This window comes from Mesorhizobium sp. M8A.F.Ca.ET.161.01.1.1, assembly GCF_004792105.1.
In the GTDB taxonomy this organism is placed as follows: domain Bacteria; phylum Pseudomonadota; class Alphaproteobacteria; order Rhizobiales; family Rhizobiaceae; genus Mesorhizobium.
On the sequence record NZ_SRTD01000008.1, the window covers coordinates 141,263 to 160,628 of the forward strand.

General features: G+C 64.0%; 16 protein-coding genes. 5 read left to right on the plus strand and 11 right to left on the minus strand.

Annotated elements, in window-relative coordinates; genetic code table 11:
- Nucleotides 1-36 precede the first annotated feature (36 nt).
- Nucleotides 37-1,326: an imelysin family protein gene (locus EN804_RS20520; protein WP_127870731.1), complete on the minus strand. Its 1,290-nt coding sequence runs from the start codon at nucleotides 1,324-1,326 to the stop codon at nucleotides 37-39.
- Between the two features lie 430 nt (nucleotides 1,327-1,756).
- On the opposite strand from EN804_RS20520, the gene EN804_RS20525 reads away from it, so the two are divergent.
- Nucleotides 1,757-3,019: an FAD-dependent oxidoreductase gene (locus EN804_RS20525; RefSeq protein WP_135882887.1), complete on the plus strand. Its 1,263-nt coding sequence runs from the start codon at nucleotides 1,757-1,759 to the stop codon at nucleotides 3,017-3,019.
- Between the two features lie 255 nt (nucleotides 3,020-3,274).
- On the opposite strand, the gene EN804_RS20535 is transcribed toward EN804_RS20525, so the two are convergent.
- A complete protein-coding gene (locus EN804_RS20535; protein WP_135921068.1) occupies nucleotides 3,275-4,552 on the minus strand; it encodes a 4-aminobutyrate--2-oxoglutarate transaminase in 1,278 nt (425 codons plus the stop codon).
- Between EN804_RS20535 and EN804_RS20540 the strand changes: the two genes are divergently transcribed.
- Genes EN804_RS20540 through EN804_RS20555 form a run of 4 tightly spaced genes read left to right on the plus strand, consistent with a single transcriptional unit; the run spans nucleotide 4,551 to nucleotide 10,093 of the window.
- Nucleotides 4,551-4,838 carry a hypothetical protein gene (locus EN804_RS20540; RefSeq protein ID WP_135882888.1) on the plus strand — a complete coding sequence of 96 codons (288 nt, stop codon included), beginning with the start codon at nucleotides 4,551-4,553 and terminating at the stop codon, nucleotides 4,836-4,838. The genes EN804_RS20535 and EN804_RS20540 overlap by 2 nt on opposite strands.
- Nucleotides 4,795-5,931, plus strand: coding sequence for an efflux RND transporter periplasmic adaptor subunit (locus EN804_RS20545; RefSeq protein WP_135882889.1), 1,137 nt, complete (start codon nucleotides 4,795-4,797; stop codon nucleotides 5,929-5,931). The genes EN804_RS20540 and EN804_RS20545 overlap by 44 nt, the downstream gene beginning before the upstream one ends.
- The gene (locus EN804_RS20550; RefSeq protein ID WP_135882890.1) at nucleotides 5,928-6,998 is read left to right on the plus strand and encodes an efflux RND transporter periplasmic adaptor subunit; all 1,071 of its coding nucleotides are present in this window, start codon (nucleotides 5,928-5,930) and stop codon (nucleotides 6,996-6,998) included. The genes EN804_RS20545 and EN804_RS20550 overlap by 4 nt, the downstream gene beginning before the upstream one ends.
- On the plus strand, nucleotides 6,995-10,093 hold the full coding sequence (locus tag EN804_RS20555) for an efflux RND transporter permease subunit (RefSeq protein WP_135921070.1): 3,099 nt from the start codon (nucleotides 6,995-6,997) through the stop codon (nucleotides 10,091-10,093). The genes EN804_RS20550 and EN804_RS20555 overlap by 4 nt, the downstream gene beginning before the upstream one ends.
- Before the next feature lie 12 nt (nucleotides 10,094-10,105).
- Here EN804_RS20555 and EN804_RS20560 read toward each other — a convergent pair whose 3' ends face one another.
- The 9 genes from EN804_RS20560 to EN804_RS20600 form a co-directional block, all read right to left on the minus strand.
- Nucleotides 10,106-10,444, minus strand: a complete 339-nt coding sequence (locus tag EN804_RS20560; protein WP_135921072.1) for a hypothetical protein — start codon at nucleotides 10,442-10,444, stop codon at nucleotides 10,106-10,108.
- A 38-nt stretch (nucleotides 10,445-10,482) separates the two neighbouring features.
- Nucleotides 10,483-11,232, minus strand: a complete 750-nt coding sequence (locus EN804_RS20565; RefSeq protein WP_127870724.1) for an ABC transporter ATP-binding protein — start codon at nucleotides 11,230-11,232, stop codon at nucleotides 10,483-10,485.
- The gene (locus EN804_RS20570; protein WP_135921074.1) at nucleotides 11,229-12,074 is read right to left on the minus strand and encodes an ABC transporter ATP-binding protein; all 846 of its coding nucleotides are present in this window, start codon (nucleotides 12,072-12,074) and stop codon (nucleotides 11,229-11,231) included. Before EN804_RS20570 ends, EN804_RS20565 begins: the two co-directional genes overlap by 4 nt.
- On the minus strand, nucleotides 12,071-12,997 hold the full coding sequence (gene nikC, locus EN804_RS20575; protein WP_135882894.1) for a nickel transporter permease: 927 nt from the start codon (nucleotides 12,995-12,997) through the stop codon (nucleotides 12,071-12,073). Before nikC ends, EN804_RS20570 begins: the two co-directional genes overlap by 4 nt.
- A 196-nt stretch (nucleotides 12,998-13,193) precedes the next feature.
- Nucleotides 13,194-14,255: an ABC transporter permease gene (locus EN804_RS20580; RefSeq protein WP_135921077.1), complete on the minus strand. Its 1,062-nt coding sequence runs from the start codon at nucleotides 14,253-14,255 to the stop codon at nucleotides 13,194-13,196.
- Between the two features lie 18 nt (nucleotides 14,256-14,273).
- Nucleotides 14,274-15,917, minus strand: coding sequence for an ABC transporter substrate-binding protein (locus tag EN804_RS20585; RefSeq protein ID WP_135882896.1), 1,644 nt, complete (start codon nucleotides 15,915-15,917; stop codon nucleotides 14,274-14,276).
- Nucleotides 15,918-16,179: 262 nt separating this feature from the next.
- Nucleotides 16,180-17,469 carry a lytic murein transglycosylase gene (locus EN804_RS20590; protein ID WP_246693457.1) on the minus strand — a complete coding sequence of 430 codons (1,290 nt, stop codon included), beginning with the start codon at nucleotides 17,467-17,469 and terminating at the stop codon, nucleotides 16,180-16,182.
- 25 nt (nucleotides 17,470-17,494) lie between these two features.
- On the minus strand, nucleotides 17,495-18,100 hold the full coding sequence (gene recR, locus EN804_RS20595; protein WP_127280959.1) for a recombination mediator RecR: 606 nt from the start codon (nucleotides 18,098-18,100) through the stop codon (nucleotides 17,495-17,497).
- A 90-nt stretch (nucleotides 18,101-18,190) separates the two neighbouring features.
- Nucleotides 18,191-19,210, minus strand: coding sequence for a cell wall hydrolase (locus EN804_RS20600; protein ID WP_135921079.1), 1,020 nt, complete (start codon nucleotides 19,208-19,210; stop codon nucleotides 18,191-18,193).
- Nucleotides 19,211-19,366 lie beyond the last annotated feature (156 nt).

A 19,366-nucleotide genomic window follows, 5' to 3' on the forward strand; every position in this document is an offset into this window, starting at 1 on the left:
CGCCCGTGCGGCGCCGTTTGGCTGCGGATGGCAGGCTTACTTGAACACCTTGTCGGGTGCGTCGAGGCTGTCGGAGCCTTCGAAGGCGATGGCATTGAGCTTCAGCACGCCAACGGCGCGTTCGATCGACTTGGTCTGGTCGATCAATGCGTCGATTGCCGCCTGAACGGTGGCATTGCCCGCGGTATTGCCCTCGGCGATCTGCTGGTCGTAGGCCTCGCCGGCCTCGGCTCGCGCCTTGATCGCTTCCATCTTGGCGACGGTGACATCGAGCTTGTCGGACAGCTCCTTGTCGATTGCCGGATCGGCCGCTTTCACCATGTCGTGCACCGAGGAACCCGAAACGACGGTGCCGTCCAGGCGCGTGTAGCTGGCGAGATAGGCGGCGCGGATGCCGACGGCATCATAGAGATGAGAGTTGTAGGTGTTGTCGGAGAAGCAGTCATGCTCCTCTTCCGGATCGTGCAGCAGCAGGCCGAGCTTCATGCGCTCGCCGGCCAGTTCGCCGTAGGAGAGCGAACCCATGCCGGTGAAGATCACCGAGATGGCGGTGTTCGGCTCGCCATCGACCAGGTTCTTGCGCGCCGCACCGTCTTCCTTCCAGTCGTTGACCATCTTCTGGAGGTCCGAGACCAGAAGGCCGGTCGCCGACTTCAGGTACTCTGCGCGACGGTCGCAATTGCCTCCGGTGCAGTTCTTCAGGTCGTAATCCGTATAGGGACGCTCGCCGGCGCCCGGACCGGTGCCGTGCAGGTCCTGGCCCCAGAGCAGGAATTCGATGGCGTGATAGCCAGTGGCGACGTTGGCCTCGACGCCGCCGGCCTGCTGCAGCGTGCCGGAGAGGAATTCCGGCGAAAGCTTCGAGGCATCGACCTGCTTGCCGTTGATCTCGATCTCCTTGTTGGCGATCACATTGGCCGTATAGAGCGAATTCGCGTCCGACTCGGTGCCGTAGCTCTTGGCGACATAGTCGATCAGGCCTTCGTCCAGCGGCCAGGAATTCACCTCACCTTCCCAGTCATCGACGATCTTGTTGCCGAAGCGGTAGACCTCGGTCTGCTGGTAGGGCACGCGCGATGCCTTCCAGGCGTCGCGGGCGGCATTGAGCGTTTCCGCCGACGGGTTGGCAAGCAGCGCGTCGACCGCCTTGTCGAGCGCCTGCGCCGTGGTCAGCGAATCCTCATATTTGGCAAGCCCGATGTCGGCATAGGTCTTGATGACCGCCTTGGCATCGGTTTCCGCCTTGGCAGGCAGCACGAACACCGCTGCCGTCAGCAGCGCCGTGGCGCCGATCGCCGCCAGCCTGCCGCCATATCGTGCTGTCATTATCGCTCTCCAGTTCCTCGGAAATTTTCTAAGCGGCGCACGCGCCAACCCGCGCCAGGCCACATTCATGCCGTTGGGCGCAAGACATGCCGCGCGATCGCGCGGCTCAGGGAAAAAAGACACCAAAATGCCTCCAATCGAACGGGTTCAAGGCCCAGACATCAAAGGGATGCGCCAATGCGCGGCTTCCTTAAAGCTTCGAGTGCGATGGAAGTCAATGAAAATTACTGGAAAAGCCAATTGAAACAATAGTTTAGAATTATTCTAAACTACGATGGTCAACTTTACGCGCCCGCTGCATCGGCTTTGCGGCCGAACTGTACGATTGACAGTCGCCGTCCCGGGTGCGACCCGCAAACCCTCTCTTGCGGCGGCGTCAGACAATTGCCCCTTGGCGAGACGTCCTAGGATCGATCGGGATCGGAATGCGATGAAGAACGGCGTGGTAATTGTCGGTGCGGGTCATGCGGGCGTGCAGGCGGCCGCCAGTCTGCGCGAGGATGGCTATGATGGCCCGGTGATCCTGGTCGGCGACGAGAACGAACTGCCCTACCACAAGCCGCCGCTCTCGAAGACCTTCATCAAGGATGCCGAAGCCAAGCCTCAACCGCTTCGGGGCGAGGCCTTCTACACCGGCAGCGCCATCGACTACCGGCCTGGGATCCGGATCGAGCGCATCGATGCCGGCCGCCACGGTCTCGACATTGCCGGCGGCGGCGCACTTGCCTTCGACAATCTGATCCTGGCGACCGGATCGCGCCCGCGCGCCCTGCCGCTGCCAGGCTCCGATCTATCGGGCGTGGTGTCGCTGCGCTCGCTGGCCGACGCGCGGCTGATCCGGGAGCTGAGCGCTGAGAGCGAAGATATCGTCATCCTCGGCGGCGGCTTTATCGGGCTGGAAATCGCCGCGACGCTGCGGGCGGCCGGTCGCACCGTGACGGTTGTTGAAGCAGTCGACCGGCTGCTCGGCCGCGCCGTGGCGCCGGTGGTGGCGAGCCATGTCCGGCAAAGGCTGGAAGCGACCGGCGTGCGCATCCTGACCGGAACCTCGATCTCAAGGCTCGAAGGCGAAGACGGCAAGGTCACGGCCGCGATCACCTCGTCTGGCGAAAGGCTGCCGGCGCGCATGGTCGTGGTCGGCATCGGCGCCGTGCCGAATGTCGAACTGGCGCAAGCCGCGGGCCTTGCTGTCGCCAACGGCATCCGCGTCGATCATCAGATGCGCAGTTCGGTGCCGGAGATTCTGGCCATCGGCGACGCCGCCTCGTATCGGCACTGGTTCACCGGCGGCGATGTCAGGCTGGAATCGGTGCAGAACGCCACCGACCAGGCGCGGCTCGCCGCCCGGACAATTACCGGTCACACCGACGCCTATTCAGCGGTGCCATGGTTCTGGTCCGACATTGGCGACATGAAGCTGCAAATGGTAGGCCTGACCGCCGGCGGCGACAGCCATGTCGTGCTCGGCGACCTGCGCGACAACAAATTCTCGATCTACCACTATGCCGGTGACCGGCTGCTCGGCATCGAATCCGTCAACCGCCCCGGCGACCACATGCTTGGCCGCAAGATGCTCAGTGCCGGTTTTTCGCCAACGCCGCAGATGGTGGCCGCAGGCCCGGACGGGCTGAAGGCGGCACTGGCGACATTCCAGAACATGGAGCCAGCCCGTGACGAGCGAATATTTCGGTGAGTTGATCCGCCGCGATCAAGACCGTCAACGGCTTCTGCATCTGCTCCTTGAGGGCGCGTCATCCGAACCGGGTCCCTCGGTTGATGATGGCGATTTCGAAGCACTGCGAAAACGAGCGCAGGTCAAATAGGCACAATCTGCTGGCCGAGACGAGGCGGTATTGGCGACAGGAGTCAATTCAGACGTCCGCGCCGCCCCTCATCCGCCTGCCGGCACCTTCTCCCCGTGTAGTGACAGGGAGAAGGTAAGCGCCGTTCAGGCGGCGCAGACCTCGCGGATCGAGCTTTCCAGAATGTCGAGCGCTTCGTTCATGACCTCGTCCTGGATGGTGATCGGCGCCAGGAAGCGGATGACGTTGCCGTAGACGCCGCAGGTCAGCAGGATCAGGTCCTTGTCGAGCGCTTTCAGGCGGATCGCGTTGGCGATCTCGGCCGACGGCAGGCCCTTCTTGACGTCGTTGAACTCCACCGCGTTCATGAAGCCCAAACCCCTGATGTCGACAATCTCGGGCACGTCGTCACGGATCGACTGCAGACGCTGCTTCAACCGCGCACCCAGCGTGTTGGCGCGATCGCAGAGCTTTTCGTCCTCGATCACATCGAGCACGGCGTGCGCGGCGGCGACGCCGATCGGGCTGCCGCCATAGGTGCCGCCCAGTCCACCGGGGCTGGGCGCGTCCATGATCTCGGCGCGGCCGGTGACGGCCGACAGCGGGAAGCCGCCAGCCAGGCTCTTGGCCATGGTGGTGATGTCGGCGGCCACCTCGTGATGGTCCATGGCGAACATCTTGCCGGTGCGGGCAAAGCCGGTCTGCACTTCGTCGGCGATCAACAGCATGCCGTGCTGGTCGCAGAGCTTGCGCAGCGCCGTCAGCAGTTCACGCGGCGCGTCGTAGAAGCCGCCCTCGCCCTGAACCGGCTCGATGATGATCGCGGCGACGCGGGCCGGATCGACATCCGCCTTGAACAGCTTGTCGAGCGCGGCAAGCGAATCGGCGACCGAGACACCATGCAGTTGCACGGGGAACGGCACGTGGTAGACGTCGCCCGGCATGGCTCCGAAGCCAACCTTGTAGGGCACGACCTTGCCGGTCAGCGCCATGCCCATGAAGGTGCGGCCATGGAAGCCGCCGCCGAAGGCGATGACGGCCTGGCGGCCGGTGGCGTTGCGAGCGATCTTGATGGCGTTCTCCACCGCCTCGGCGCCGGTGGTGACGAAGATGGTCTTCTTCTCGAACTTGCCGGGCAGCATGGCGTTCAACCGTTCGGCCAGCCGCACATAGCTCTCATAGGGCACAACCTGGTGGCAGGTGTGGGTGAAACGGTCGAGCTGCGCCTTGACCGCCTCGATCACCCTGGGATGGCGATGGCCGGTATTGACGACGGCGATGCCCGAGGAGAAGTCGATATAGCGGCGGCCCTCGACATCCCAGATCTCCGAGTTCTCGGCCCGGTCGGCATAGATCTGCGTGGTCATGCCGACGCCGCGCGAAATCGACTGGTTCTTGCGTTCGGAAATGGCGGAGTTCTTCATGATATCCCTCACCGGGTCATCCCTCATCGAGATGGGGCCCGTTCTGTTTGATGCCGTTGAATTCCCTTCTGACCTTATTTCAGATTTTCCTCAAGCCGGCACCATCACAGGGTCGATTGGGCCTGCCTTAACCAGTCCGGCGATAGGCGTACGAGGCCGGTTTCCTTTTTTCCGGGATCGATTATCTTCTGATATCCGCGAGGGGATCGCGATCAGCGACCGGCGCGCGGCCGAGGGGAGCCATGAGCAGCAACGCGACATCGTCCGTCTCGCCGCCATCCGCTAAAACTCCCAACCTTTTGTCTTGTCCAGCCGCTTCGATTCTCGCCTGCACGGCCCTGGCGCTGCTCGCCGGTTGCCAGAAGCAGGAGGCGGCGGAAAAGAAGCTGCCGGTCATGGTGCGCACCGAAACGGTGGCGATGGCCGATTATGCGCCGAGAACCTCGCTGACCGGGGTGATCGCGGCGCGTACGTTGAACAATCTTTCGTTCCGGGTTGGCGGACGCGTCGCGGAGCGGCTTGTCGATGTCGGCCAGCATATCGATCAGGGGACGGTGCTTGCGCGTATCGATCCGCAGGAGCAGGAGTCCGATTTGCGCTCCGCGCAGGCCGATCTCGATGCCGCGCAGGCACAATTGACACAGGCCGCGGCCACGTTCGAGCGGCAAAAGACGCTGCTTGCCCAGGGCTTCACCACCAGGCGCGATTATGACGCGGCCGACCAGGCGCTGAAAGTCGCGCAAGGCAGCGTCGACGCCGCGCGGAGCGCATTCGCCAATGCCCAGCAGAATCTGTCCTTCACCGAACTCAAGGCCGGTGCGGCAGGCGTTATTACCGCACGCCAGGTCGAAACCGGCCAGGTGGTGCAGGCGGCGCAGACCGTCTTCACCGTCGCCGAGGACGGCGACCGCGACGCGGTGTTCAACGTGCAGGAGACGCTGGTCGCCAAAACGCCGGCTTCACCGGCGGTAACGATCACGCTGTTGTCCGACCCGCAGGTCCGCGCGACGGGCAAGGTGCGCGAAATCTCGCCGGCAGTCGACCCGGCTTCGGGCTCGATCAGGGTCAAGGTCGCCATTCCCGACACGCCGGCCGGGATGCCGCTGGGGGCGGCCGTCATCGGCTCGGTCGGCGCCAAGCCGGCGAAGGCGATCCTGTTGCCCTGGCAGGCCTTGACATCGAGCGCTGGTAAGCCGGCGGTCTGGATCGTCGATCCCGCGACCAAGGCGGTGACGGCGGCGCCGGTCGAGGTACTGGCGTTCGATTCGGGTACCGTCGTCATCGCCGAGGGCCTGAACGAAGGCCAGAGCGTCGTTACATCAGGCGGGCAATTGCTCAGCCCCGGCCAGACGGTCGAGATATCGGGAGCAGGGCAATGAAGCGGCTGCTACCCGTCCTGCTTGGCCTTGCCGCGCTTTCCGCCTGTTCGAAATCGGACGAAAAACCGCCGCAAATCGTCCGACCGGTGCTGTCGGTCGTGGTCGAGCCGCGCACCACGCAGACTTTCGGTTTCGCCGGCTCGGTCGAGCCACAGGTCAGCGCCGATCTTGCCTTCCGCCTGCTCGGCCGCGTCGTCTCGCGCGACGTCAAGGTCGGCGACACCGTCAGCAAGGGCACGACGATCGCCGCACTCGACCCAACCGCGCTGGAGCTGGCAGTCCAGGCTGCCAAGGCCGAACTCTCCAATGCCGAGGCGCAATTCGCCAATGCCGCCGCCAGCGAGGAACGCCAGCGCCAGTTGCTGACCTCTGCCAATACGCCGCAGTCGGTCTTCGACGCAGCGCAGCAGGCACGCAAAGCCGCGGAAGCCAGTGTCGAGCGGGCCAAGGCTTCGCTGGCGAAATCGCAGGAGCAGCTCGGTTATGCCAGGCTGTTTTCTGATTTCGACGGCGTCGTCACCGCCGTCGGCGCCGAAGTTGGCCAGACGGTTTCGCCCGGGCAGACCATCGTCACCGTGGCGCGTTCGGACCTGCGCGAGGCAGTGGTCGACATTCCCGACCGGTTGACCGGCGATCTTTCGGCCGGCACGCCGTTCCAGGTCATCCTGCAGTCGCTGCCGACGATCCAGACCGAGGCCAAGCTGCGCGAGATCGCCCCCCAATCCGAGGGCTCGACCCGCACACGGCGCGTCAAGCTGACGCTCACCGATCCGCCGCAAGCCTTCAGGCTCGGCTCGACGGTGACGGCGACCCGGATGACCAAGGTCGTGCCGACGATCGAACTGCCCATTTCGGCGCTGCTAGAAAAGAACGGCTCCGAAAAAGTGTGGATCGTCGATCCAAAGACGTCGAGCGTGAGCGCGCACGACATCAAGGTCGCGTCGAAGAATGGCGGCACCTTTACCGTGGCGGATGGACTGGACGCCGGCATGCGCGTCGTCACCGCCGGCGTTCACAGCCTCGTCGACGGCCAGAAAGTGAAAGTGCTCGAGGGAGGGGCCTCATGAAGGGCTTCAACCTCTCCGACTGGGCGCTCAACCACCGCTCGCTGGTCTGGTATTTCATGCTGGTCTTCGTGGTGGCCGGCATCTTCTCCTACCTCAATCTCGGCCGCGAGGAAGATCCCAACTTCACCATCAAGACGATGATCATCCAGGCCAACTGGCCGGGCGCTTCGGTCAAGGAGACCGTGCAGCAGGTGACCGATCGCATCGAGAAAAAGCTCGAGGAACTCGACAGCCTCGACTACACCAAGTCGGTGACGACAGCCGGCCAGACTGTCATCTTCGTCAACCTGAAGGACACCACCAAGGCGCGCGACGTCGCGCCGAACTGGCTTCAGGTGCGCAACATGGTCAACGACATCAAGGCGCAGTTTCCGCAAGGCGTGCAGGGACCGTTCTTCAACGACCGCTTCGGTGACGTCTACGGCAACATCTATGCCTTCACCGCCGACGGGCTGACGCCACGCCAATTGCGCGACTATGTGGAGGATGTGCGAACCAAGATCCTGACCGTGCCCAATGCCGGCAAGGTCGATCTGGTCGGTGCGCAGGACGAGGCGATCTATCTCGAATTCTCGACCCGCCAGATCGCCGCGCTTGGCCTCAACCAGCAGCAAATCGTGGCCAGCCTGCAAGCGCAGAACGCGATCACGCCGTCCGGCGTCATCCAGTCCGGGCCGGAGCGCATCAGCGTGCGCGTCGGCGGCCAGTTCGCCTCCGAGGAGAGCCTGCGCGCCATCAATCTGCGCGTCAACGACCGGTTCTTCCGGCTGAGCGACGTGGCGACGATCACGCGCGGTTATGCCGACCCCCCGACAGCCCTGTTCCGCTTCAACGGCCAGGATGCGATCGGGCTTGCCATCGGCATGAAGCCCAACGCCAATCTGCTCAAGTTCGGCGAAGCGCTGCATGAGGAGATGGACAAGGTGCTGGCCGACCTTCCGGTCGGCGTCGGCGTGCATCTGGTCGCCGACCAGCCCGTCATCGTCGAGGAGGCCGTCTCAGGCTTCACGCGTGCGCTGTTCGAGGCGGTGGCGATCGTGCTTGCCGTCTCCTTCATCAGCCTCGGCATGCGCGCCGGCTTCGTCGTCGCGCTGTCGATCCCGCTGGTGCTGGCCATCACCTTCACCGTCATGGAGTATCTGGGCATATCGCTGCAGCGCATTTCACTCGGCGCGCTGATCATCGCGCTCGGGCTGCTGGTCGACGATGCGATGATCGCGGTCGAAATGATGGTGGCGCGGCTGGAGGTTGGCGACACCCTGCGCAGGGCGGCGACCTATGTCTACACCTCGACCGCCTTCCCGATGCTGACCGGCACGCTGGTGACGGTCGCCGGCTTCATCCCGATCGGCCTCAACTCGAGCGCGGCAGGCGAGTACACCTTCACGCTGTTCGTCGTCATCGCGGTGTCGCTCTTGGTGTCATGGATCGTGGCGGTGCTGTTCGCGCCGCTGCTTGGCGTCACCATCCTGCCCGCGACGATGAAGGAGAAGCACCACGACCAGCCGGGCCGCTTCACGTCGCTGTTCCGGCGCGTGCTTGTCGGCTCGGTGCGACATCATTGGCTGACGATCATCGTGACCGTGCTGCTGTTCGCTGGCTCGATCGCCGGCTTCGGGCTCGTCCAGCAACAGTTCTTCCCGCCTTCCGACCGGCCGGAACTGATCGTCGACTGGAACCTGCCGCAGAACTCCTCGATCACCGAGACGCGCGACCAGATGGACCGCTTCGAACAGCGGGCGCTGGTCGGCAATCCCGACATCGACCACTTCTCCTCCTATATCGGCCAGGGCGCGGTGCGCTTCGTGCTGGCCTATGACGTGCAGCCCGCCAATCCCTATTTCGGCCAGACCGTGATCGTCACCAAGAGCATCGAGGCGCGCAACCGGGTGAAGCCGGCGCTCGAGAAGCTGCTGCGCGCCGAATTCGTCGGCACCGACGCCTTCGTCAAGCCGCTCGAGCTTGGGCCACCGGTCGGGCGCCCGGTGCAATATCGCGTCGGCGGCCCTGACATCCAGACGGTGCGGGAACTGGCGCAGCAATTCGCCGGCATCATCTCGGCCAATCCGAAACTTGCCGCACCCACCTTCGACTGGAACGAACCACAGCGCGTGCTGAGGGTCGATGTGCTGCAGGACAAGGCGCGCCAGCTCGGCATCACCTCCTCCGATATCGCCAGCACGCTGAACAGCACGGTGGGCGGATCGACGATCACCCAGGTGCGTGACGCGACCTACCTGATCAATGTCGTGGCCCGTTCGCGCGGGGCCGAGCGCGGCTCGATCGAGACGCTGCAGAACATCCAGCTGCCGACGGGCAATGGCGAGGCTATCCCGCTCGCGGCGGTTGCCAATTTCCGCTACGATCTGGAGCAGCCGACGGTGTGGCGGCGTGACCGCATCCCGACCATCACCGTGCGCGCCGGCCTGGTTGGCGACGTGCTGCCGGCGACCGTCGTCAACGAGCTGAAACCGTCGGTCGACGCCTTCATCACCAAGCTGCCGCCCGGCTATTCGGTCGAGACCGCCGGCTCCGTCGAGGAAAGCGCCAAGAGCCAGGGGCCGATCGCCGCCGTCGTGCCGCTGATGCTGTTCGTGATGGCGACCATCCTGATGGTGCAGTTGCAGAGCTTCCAGCGCCTGTTCCTGGTGGTGGCGGTGGCGCCGCTCGGGCTGATCGGCGTGGTGGCGGCACTGGTGCCGAGCGGCGCGCCGCTCGGCTTCGTCGCCATCCTCGGCGTGCTGGCGCTGATCGGCATCCTGATCCGCAACTCGGTCATCCTGATCGTGCAGATCGAGGATCTTGTCGTCGAAGGCAAGGATCGCTGGGCCGCCGTGATCGAGGCCACCGAGCACCGCATGCGGCCGATCGCACTGACCGCCGCCGCCGCCAGCCTGGCGCTGATCCCGATCGCCCGCGAAGTGTTCTGGGGGCCGATGGCCTATGCCATGATGGGCGGCATCATCGCCGGCACGGCGATCACGCTGCTGTTCCTGCCGGCGCTTTATGTGACATGGTTCAGGATCAAGGAGCCGAAGCAAGGGGACAACCCATCCGTTCCGGAGAACGGCGAACTGGCGCAAGGTTCGACTTAAGATCCTGCAGTATCACTCGTTATCGTTGGACGGCACGGGGAGTGATTTGGCGCGCTGCCAAGGCGCCGATTTGGAACTGCGCCAAGCATGCCAACCTTTCGGCAAATCGGCCAACGCCAAGATGCTTTCATCCCGCCGAACCACCTCCTGCAGGCCGACGAGCATTATCTCACGTTCGTTCCGATCTCGAGTGTCGCTGCTGTGAAACTGCCAGCTGCCACCTTCTTCGTTGTAGATGTCGTCGTCGTCAGCTTCATGCACGACGTATGCGATCCAATCGTCAGATTTGAATATACTCTTGTCCGATAGCACCGCGACATTGGGTGGATCTGCAAACTTCCATTCCCCCATGGAATTGCCCGGTTGGTCTGTGCACAGGAAGAGCGAATTCAGGCGGTTCTTACAAACCCGTCGCTGGCTCGCAGCAGGTTGCGCGTATAATCCTTGGTCACACGGCGCTCGACCAGATCGTTCGCCACCAGATTTTCCACTGCCTCGCCGCCCTGCATCACCATCAGCCGCTCGCACATATGGGTGATGATGGCGAGGTCGTGGCTGACCATCAGGAAGGTCAGCTTGCGCCGCCGCCGGACTTCCTCCAGCAGGTTGAGCACTTCCGCCTGCACGGAGGCGTCGAGCGCCGAGGTCGGCTCGTCTAGCAGCAGGATCGAGGGCTCGAGGATCAGCGCGCGGGCGATCGCGACACGCTGGCGCTGGCCGCCCGAGAGCTGGTGCGCGTAACGGAAGCGAAAACCGTTGCCGAGGCCGACCTCGTCGAGCGCGCGCTCGATGCGCTTTTCGCCGTCGGCAAAGCCGTGGATGGCGAGCGGCTCCTGCAGCAGGCGGTCGACCGTCTGGCGCGGGTGCAGCGACCCATACGGATCCTGGAAGACCATCTGCACTTCGCGGTAAAAGGCCTTATCGCGGCGCGCGCCGAGCGTCTTGCCGTTGACGGCGATGCTGCCCGAGGCGACCGGCGCGAGACCGGCGATGGCTCGCAGCAATGTCGATTTGCCGGAACCGGATTCACCGACCAGGCCGAAGGATTCGCCCGGCTGCACGTCGAGACTGACGCCCTTCAGCGCGCGAAAGCGGTCGAAGATCACCTCCAGCGTGTCGACGGCGATCGCTGATGTCATGCCGCCCACTCCGGCTTGCGGTCGAGCACCGGCAGGGGATGGCGGTCGGCGCCGATCTTGGGCATGCAGTTGAGCAGGCCGCGCGTATAGGGATGCTGGGCCTGGCTGAGTTCCGAGGCCCTGAGCTGCTCGACCACCTTGCCGGCATACATGACGATGACGCGGTCGCAGAAGGAGGAAACCAGGCGCAGATCGTGCGAGATGAAGACCAGTCCCATGCCCCGCTCCGCGACCAGCCGGTCGAGGATACCGAGCACATCGAGCTGCACGGTGACGTCGAGCGCCGAGGTCGGCTCGTCGGCGATCATCATTTCCGGCCCGGCGATCAGCATCATGGCGATCATGGCGCGCTGGCCCATGCCGCCCGACACTTCGTGCGGGTGCAGGTCGAAGACGCGTTTGGGATCGCGGATCTGCACCGCCTCGAGCATGGCCAGCGCGCGCTCGCGCGCCTCGGCCTTGCCGACCTTTTCGTGCGTGCGCAGCGTCTCGACGATCTGGCGGCCGATGCTCATCACCGGGTCGAGCGAATATTTCGGATCCTGCAGGATCATGGCGATGCGGTTGCCTCGCAACGCGCGGCGTTGGCGTGGCGAGATGCCGAGCAGGTCGATGCCGTCGAAGGTCAATTTGTTGGCCGATATCCGGGCCTGCGGCGGCGTCAGACCCATGATGGCGCGGCCCGTCTGCGACTTGCCCGAGCCGGACTCGCCGACGATGCCGAGCCGTTCGCGGCCAAGCGAAAAGGAAACGCCGCGCACCGCCTCGATCATGCCCGTGCGGGTCGGAAAGGTGACCCGCAGATCATCCACCTCAAGCAGTGTCCCAGTTCGGCCGTTCATTGGTCACCACTACGGGGATCGAGCGCGTCACGCAGGCCGTCGCCGAGCAGGTTGAAACCGAGGCTGACGATCAGGATGGCGAAGCCCGGCGCACCGGCCACCCACCATTGGTCGAGGATGAACCGGCGGCCCGAAGCGATCATGGTGCCCCATTCCGGCAGCGGCGGCTGCGCGCCAAGGCCGAGGAAGCCGAGGCCCGCGGCCGTCAGGATGATGCCGGCCATGTCGAGCGTCACGCGGATGATCAGCGAGGAGATGCACAGCGGCATGATGTGGCGCAACACGATGCGGAAGGGAGAGGCGCCCATCAGTTGCACCGCCTTGATGTAGTCCGAGTTGCGCACGGTGAGCGTCTCGGCACGCGCGATGCGGGCATAGGGCGGCCAGGAGGTGATGGCGATCGCCAGCACGGCATTCTCGATGCCGGGGCCAAGGGCGGCGACGAAGGCCAGCGCCAGCACCAGCTTGGGGAAGGCAAGGAAAATGTCGGTGATGCGCATCAGGATCGCGTCGGTCCAGCCGCCGGCATAGCCGGCGACGGTGCCGACCAGAAGCCCGATGGGTGCGGCGATGATGGCGACCAGGACGACGACATAAAGCGTCCAGCGCGAGCCGTAGAGGATGCGCGAATAGATGTCGCGGCCGAGGTCGTCGGTGCCGAACCAGTGCTGCGCACTCGGCGCCAGCAGCCGCGCGTTCTTCAGGTCGCCGAAGGTCGGCGAATACGGCGCCAGCACACCGGCAAGGGCGGCGACGAGCAGCAAGGCGATGATGATCAGCAGGCCGACAAAGGCCAGACGATTGGCGGAAAAGCGCCGCCAGGCGACATAGGCGCGACCGAGCCTTGCCTGCATGCGCGATGCCGGCCGCTCCGACAACAACCATTCGCGACGGGAGAAGGGGCGGGCATCGGAGACGGTCATGACGATGCCTCTTGAAGCCGTCGACCCCCACTCCGGTCTGCTTCGCAGACCACCTCTGCGCCGCTCGACGGGGGAGAGGAAAGGCGCCAGGCGTGGGGCTGCCTTTTCCTCTCCCCCGGACAGGGGGAGAGGTGGCCCGAAGGGCCGGAGTGGGGGTGATTTGCCGCAGCCAAGCCCGAAAGCGCGATACCTCTGCTCATCCTGTCTTCGTCCTCGGGTCGAGCACGCGGTAGAGAAGATCGGACAGGAGGTTGATGCCGATGAACACCGAGCCGATGACGATGGTGCCGCCGAGCACGGCGTTCATGTCGGCGTTCTGCAGCGAGTTGGTGATGTAGAGGCCGATGCCCGGCCAGGAGAAGACGGTCTCGGTCAGCACCGAGCCCTCGAGCAGCCCGGCATAGGAGAGCGCGATCACGGTGACCATCGGCACGGCGGCATTGCGCAGCGCGTGGCCCCAGATGATGCGGGTTCCCGACAGGCCCTTGGCGCGCGCCGCGACGACATATTCCTGGGCGAGTTCATTGAGCATGAACGAGCGCGTCATGCGGCTGATATAGGCGAGCGAGAAATAGCCGAGCAGCGAGGCCGGCAGGATGATGTGCCGGAAGGCGTCGTAGAAGACATCCCACTGTCCCTGCATCGCGGAGTCGAGCAGGTAGAAACCGGTGACCGGCGTGAAAGTGTATTCGTAGACCACGTCGAGCCGTGCCGGGAAGGCCACCCATTGCAGCTTGGCGTAGAACAGCACCAGGGCCAGCAGGCCCAGCCAGAAGATGGGCACGGAATAGCCGATCAGGCCGATGATGCGCACAATCTGATCGACGAGGCTGCCGCGTTTGACCGCGGCCAGCACTCCGAGCGGCACACCGAACAGCGCGCCGATCAGTGTCCCCAATGTCGCCAGTTCCGTCGTTGCGGGAAGAGCGCGGCGGATGTCGGTCATGACGGGATTGGTGGTCAGCACGGAGATGCCGAAATCGCCGCTCAGCGCATGTTTCACATAGATGTAGAACTGCTCGATCAACGGCAGGTCGAGGCCCATCTCGCGGCGCGTTCGCTCCACGACATTGGCGGGTGCCCGGTCGCCGAGCACGGCCAGCACCGGGTCGATCGGGATGACGCGGCCAATGAAGAAAGTGACCGCGAGAAGACCGAGATAGGTCGTCACCGCAATGACCAGGAAGCGGCCAAGCGATGATGCAAGGGCGACGGCGCGGGCGCTGCCGCGCCCGCTTTCGTTTTCAATCGTGCTCATGCGGCGTGTCCGCGAACACTATTCCTTGGAGACCGGCCCGACGAAGTTGGTGTCGAAGCTCGGACCGAGCGCGAAGCCCTTGAGGTTCTTGCGCAGACCGGCAACTTCCAGCTGCTGGTGGATGATGACGAACGGGCTGGTGTCGAGAATCTTCTTCTCGAGATCCTTGTACATATCGGCGCGCTTGCCCGAGTCCTTCTCGAGCAGGGCTGCTTCCGTTTGCTTGGTCAGATCCGGAATGTCCCAGCTGTTGCGCCAGGCGAGCGTGTGGGACTTGCCGGCATCCGAATTGTCCGGGTTCGAGGCAAAGGTTTGCGCGTTGGAGTTCGGATCGAAATAATCCTGGCCCCAATTGCCGATATAGATGTCGTGGTTGCGGGCGCGGTATTTGGTCAGCGTCTGCTTGCCGTCGCCAGGGATGATCTCCAGCTTGATGCCGGCCTGTCCGAGCGTCTGCTGGATGGATTCCGCCATGCCGGTGGTCGGCTGGCCGGTGCGCACGTCCATGGTGACGCTGAAGCCGTCCGCCAAGCCAGCCTTGGCCAGCAATTCCTTGGCCTTGGCGACGTCGAGCTTGAAGGGGTTTTCGTCGAGTTCGCCCAGCACGCCCTTGGGCAGGAAGGTCTGGTGGATCTCGCCGATGCCCTTGAGGATGGTCGAACCCAGCGCATCATAGTCGACCAGATATTTGAAGGCCTGACGCACCTCGGGTTTGGCGAGGTTCGGGTTCTTCTGGTTGAGGCTGATGTAGTAGACGGTGCCCTTGGGCGCGCTGGTCGAGGTGAGGTCGGCGTTCTTGGCGATGGCGTCGAGGTCGTTCGGTTCGAGGTTGCGGGCAACGTCGATATCGCCGGCCTCGAGCGCCAGGCGTTGCGCCGAGCTTTCCTTCATGTTGCGGTAGATGACGCGGGCAAGCTTGGCCTTCTCGCCGTAGTAATTGTCGTTGCGTTCCAGGACGACGGCCTCGTTGGCACGCCATTCGCGCAGCTTGAAGGCGCCCGAGCCGGCATAGCCTGTCTTCAGCCAGGCGTTGCCGAAGTCGTTGTCCCATTTGTAGTCGGCGCTCGGCGTGACCGCCGCGACATGTTCCTTGACCAGCTTGGCGTCGACAACGGAGGCAACGGTGGCCGACAGGCAGTTCAACACGAAACTTGGCGCATAGGCCTTGTCGACGGTGAACTGGAAGGTGGTGTCGTCGACCGCCTTGGCCTTTTCGGTGACGTTGTCGCCGCTAATGCCGAACTGGCCGATGATGAAGGCGGGGCTCTTGTCCAGCTTGACGGCGCGCTCGAACGACCAGGCGACGTCGGCGGCGGTGATCGGGTTGCCTGAGGCGAATTTCAGGCCCGGCTTGAGCTTGAACGTATAGGTCAGGCCATCGTCGGAGACGGTCCAGCTTGCGGCGAGATCTGGCTTGACCTTGGAGGTGTCGCTGAGGTCGAGGCGGACAAGAAGATCATAGGTGTTGCCGGTGACCTCGGCGGTCGACAGCTCGAACGCCTCGCCCGGATCCATCGAGATGATGTCGTCGATGGCAAAACCTTCGACAAGCGTGTCGGCGGGGGTGACCGCGCCAGCCGGCGCTCCGGCCAGAAGCAGCGCCGACATGGCGGCGCCCGCCAGCAAGATGCGGGATCGTAGAGCAAGCTTTTCCATCATCATGATGATTGTTCCCTGTTTTGTTGTTTGTTGACCTGAGTTCCCGGCTCAGGGTTGAGGTGTTCTTTCAGGGCTCCAATGAAAGCCCTTGACCCGCTACCGTCGTGGTTTTTGTCCAGTTGGTCAACACCTTATCCGGCGACTCCCGGCCCGGCAACGAGGATTTGCGAGACGGCCTCAGTGGATCAGAATACACAGCGGCGTGTCCACGCATGCGCCGGCCAAATGATGCCGGGGATCGGGAAAAATCTGCTAAAATTCGAAGCTATTTCAGCGCGGCGACCAGGCCGGCATCGGGAAAACAGGTGGCGGCCTGACCATTCTTTTCCTGCCATCTGCCGATCGAGCGGCGGGTCTTGAAGCCGGGCAGGCCGTCGGCGCTGCCAACATCATAGCCCTTGGCTTCCAGTGCCCCTTGCAAGGCGGCGATGTCGGAGCGGTGGAGATCGCCGACCGGACCCCAGCTACCGGAAAAATTCTGATCGCCATGGGCGATGCGGTCGGCGCCATGGCCGATGAACAGCGCGTAGAGGTCGCTGGTGTTGTATTGTTTCAGCACGTAGAAATTGGGAGTCGCGATGAAGGCTGGGCCGCTGCGCCCGGCCGGCATCAGCAGGAAACCTTCCGCCTTCAGCTCGCTCGCCGGGAAGGCTTTACCGCCGACGCGCTCAATGCCCATGGCGGCCCATTGCGAGATCTTTTTGCCCTGGTCCGGGCCCTCCAGCGAACAGGAGACGCTCTGAGGCACGGTCACCTCGAAACCCCAGCCGCGTCCCCTCACCCAGCCATAATGGACAAGATAATTGGCGATCGAGGCCAGCACGTCGGGCGTCGAATTCCAGATGTCGACGCGGCCGTCGCCGTCGAAATCGACGGCATGCTTGAGGAAAGAGGTCGGCATGAATTGCGGCTGGCCGAGCGCCCCGGCCCAGGACGATTTCATCGCGCCGACCGGGGCCAGCCCGCGCTGGACGATTTCCAGCGCCGCCAGCAGTTCCGTGCGGAAGAAATCCTTTTTCGTCGACATGAACGCCTTGGTGCCCAGCACTTCGAAGGCGTCGTAGGGCATCTTCGCCGCGCCGAAGCCGGTCTCGCGGCCCCAGATCGCCAGAAGGATTTCGCCCGGCACGCCATAGCGCTTTTCGATCGCGGCAAGCGTGCGGGCATTGGCGGCCTCGCGGGTGCGTCCGCCCGACGTCACCGCACGAACCGTCTTCTCGGCAAAATAGGCGCCGGGCGAACCGAACTCGGCCTGGTGCTGCTTCTGCGGCGTCTTCGGCTTCTCGCCTGGCATGAGAAGGTCGGGGAGATTGACATTGGGCTTGATGCCGTTGAACGCGGCGTCGAACGTGTTTTTGGAAATGCCTTTCGCCTTGGCGTCGGGCCAGAGATCGGTTTGGAGCCAGGCGCTGAACTGGTCGTCGATCTTGGCTGCGGAGGCGGGGGCGGCGAAGAGCAACGCGGACAGGGTCACCAGCAAGAACACAAAACAGATCTTGCGAAAGCAACGCTCCGTGGCGTGCAGCACCAGCTTCGAAAGATGCGTGACAATCATCGTGCGCATCCTCCCCGCAATCGTGTCAAAACGCCGTTCGCGAGCGCAGCGCCGCGGCCAGCGTGCCTTCGTCGAGATAGTCGAGTTCACCGCCGACCGGTACGCCGTGCGCCAGCCGCGTTATCTTGACCTCGAAGCCGGAGAGCTGATCGGTGAGGTAGTGCGCGGTGGTCTGGCCCTCGACCGTCGCGTTGACCGCGAGGATGAGTTCCTTGACCTCGCCGCCAGCTATGCGGTCGATCAGCGAGCGGATGTTGAGCTGATCGGGGCCGATGCCGTCGAGCGGCGACAGCGTGCCGCCAAGCACGTGGTAACGCACATTCATCGCCGCCGCCCGCTCCAGTGCCCAGAGATCCGAGACGTCCTCGACGACGATCAAGGTGGCGGCATCGCGGCGTGGATCGGTACAGATCATGCAAGGATCCGAGGTGTCAACATTGCCGCAGGTGGAGCAGATGCGCACCTTGTCGGCGGCCTCGCCCATGGCGGCAGCGAGCGGCGACAGCAACTGTTCCTTCTTCTTGATCAGGTGCAGTGCCGCGCGCCTGGCCGAACGGGGGCCAAGCCCCGGCACCTTGGCCAGGAGTTGGATCAGGCGTTCGATCTCGGGACCGGCGATTCGCTTGGACATCGCCCTGATCTAGGATTTTTCAGAGCGCTTTGAAACATCCGGCGTCCGCGAATGTCCCGCCATCCTGCCATTGCGGGTTTGCGACACGCATCAGTTGGTTTCGAGCGGGCGGCCCTGGCTGACGATCATCGCGCCGATCGCGTCGGTGTTTTCAGGCGTCGACTGGAACCCCATCGACGCTTCCTGCGGCTCGCCCTCAACCGAGGAGATCACCCTCTTGTTCGAGGTTCCGCCGGTCAAGGTTCCGCCGAAACGGGCGACATCCGGCTCCTCCATCGGCTCCTGCATGGCGACCAGTGTCGGCTTCGCCGAGACGCGTGCGGACTTTGCCGTCGGCGCCGCGGACGCAGTGACATAGGTCTCCTGGGCCGCAGCGGTGCGGGCGGTTGCCGTCTTCCCGGGGCGTGCCGGCTCCGCCGCGGCGGTCATGTAGACCTGCTGGACTGGAGCGATGCGAGCGGATGTCTTGGCCGCAGGTACGGGCTCGGCGGAAGCGACGCGCACCGCAGGCACGCCTGGCAAGGCGGCTGGCTGCTCGGCCGAGGCAATGGCAACCGTCGGTTCATCCGGCAGCGGCTGCCAGTTGCGGCCGCGCTTTTCGTAGAAGGCATTGCCGCCGGCAACCATGGTGTAGTGCATGTTCTTGTAGGGGAAGCGCAGACCGGCGGTGTGGAAATACATCGTGTTCTTGAGCTTGGCCTTGCGCTCGCCCTTGAGCACGGCGTCGGCGGCCTCCTCGACATCGGGCATTGCGCGCGAATTCATCGGCCTGGTCATGACGCCCGGCGCGAACTGCCCGGGTTCACCCACCACTTGGCAGATGGTGCTGCCGTGGTTGCCCGAGCGCAGCCGGTTCATCACCACCGTGCCGACGGCGATCATGCCATCGCGGCTCGACCGGTTGGATTCGAAGAACATCGCCCGTTCGAGGCATTCCCTGTCCTTCGGCGTGTGACTGTAGGCGCGCGAACTTAGGAAACTCGGCGTGATGGCGTCGGTCAGGCTCGCAACCGACATGCCGTGCGAGGTGGTCTGGCTGCAAGCGGCCAAGAAAAGGGGAGACGTGACGACGCCGAGCAACAGCGGCGTCTTCCATCGCGTGGCGATCAACAGGTAACCCTCTCACTTCAATGCCCGCCCCCAGGCTGCGGCAAGAATGAGACACTTTCGGGCAAAATGATGGCCAAAACGTTATTAACGGCAGACTGTTGCCGAATTGACACAAATTGAGGCTTTCCAGATAGATCGAGCCGTCGTTTCACACAG

Excerpts from the sequence above, each read along its gene's own strand:
- EN804_RS20545 (WP_135882889.1), top strand. The coding sequence starts at position 4,795 with ATGAGCAGCAACGCGACATCGTCCGTCTCGCCGCCATCCGCTAAAACT.
- EN804_RS20560 (WP_135921072.1), bottom strand. The coding sequence starts at position 10,444 with ATGGGGGAATGGAAGTTTGCAGATCCACCCAATGTCGCGGTGCTATCG.
- recR (WP_127280959.1), bottom strand. The coding sequence starts at position 18,100 with ATGTCCAAGCGAATCGCCGGTCCCGAGATCGAACGCCTGATCCAACTC.
- EN804_RS20585 (WP_135882896.1), bottom strand. The coding sequence starts at position 15,917 with ATGATGATGGAAAAGCTTGCTCTACGATCCCGCATCTTGCTGGCGGGC.
- EN804_RS20540 (WP_135882888.1), top strand. The coding sequence starts at position 4,551 with ATGATATCCCTCACCGGGTCATCCCTCATCGAGATGGGGCCCGTTCTG.
- EN804_RS20555 (WP_135921070.1), top strand. The coding sequence starts at position 6,995 with ATGAAGGGCTTCAACCTCTCCGACTGGGCGCTCAACCACCGCTCGCTG.
- EN804_RS20590 (WP_246693457.1), bottom strand. The coding sequence starts at position 17,469 with ATGATTGTCACGCATCTTTCGAAGCTGGTGCTGCACGCCACGGAGCGT.
- EN804_RS20580 (WP_135921077.1), bottom strand. The coding sequence starts at position 14,255 with ATGAGCACGATTGAAAACGAAAGCGGGCGCGGCAGCGCCCGCGCCGTC.
- EN804_RS20525 (WP_135882887.1), top strand. The coding sequence starts at position 1,757 with ATGAAGAACGGCGTGGTAATTGTCGGTGCGGGTCATGCGGGCGTGCAG.
- EN804_RS20550 (WP_135882890.1), top strand. The coding sequence starts at position 5,928 with ATGAAGCGGCTGCTACCCGTCCTGCTTGGCCTTGCCGCGCTTTCCGCC.
- EN804_RS20565 (WP_127870724.1), bottom strand. The coding sequence starts at position 11,232 with ATGACATCAGCGATCGCCGTCGACACGCTGGAGGTGATCTTCGACCGC.
- EN804_RS20570 (WP_135921074.1), bottom strand. The coding sequence starts at position 12,074 with ATGAACGGCCGAACTGGGACACTGCTTGAGGTGGATGATCTGCGGGTC.
- nikC (WP_135882894.1), bottom strand. The coding sequence starts at position 12,997 with ATGACCGTCTCCGATGCCCGCCCCTTCTCCCGTCGCGAATGGTTGTTG.
- EN804_RS20535 (WP_135921068.1), bottom strand. The coding sequence starts at position 4,552 with ATGAAGAACTCCGCCATTTCCGAACGCAAGAACCAGTCGATTTCGCGC.
- EN804_RS20520 (WP_127870731.1), bottom strand. The coding sequence starts at position 1,326 with ATGACAGCACGATATGGCGGCAGGCTGGCGGCGATCGGCGCCACGGCG.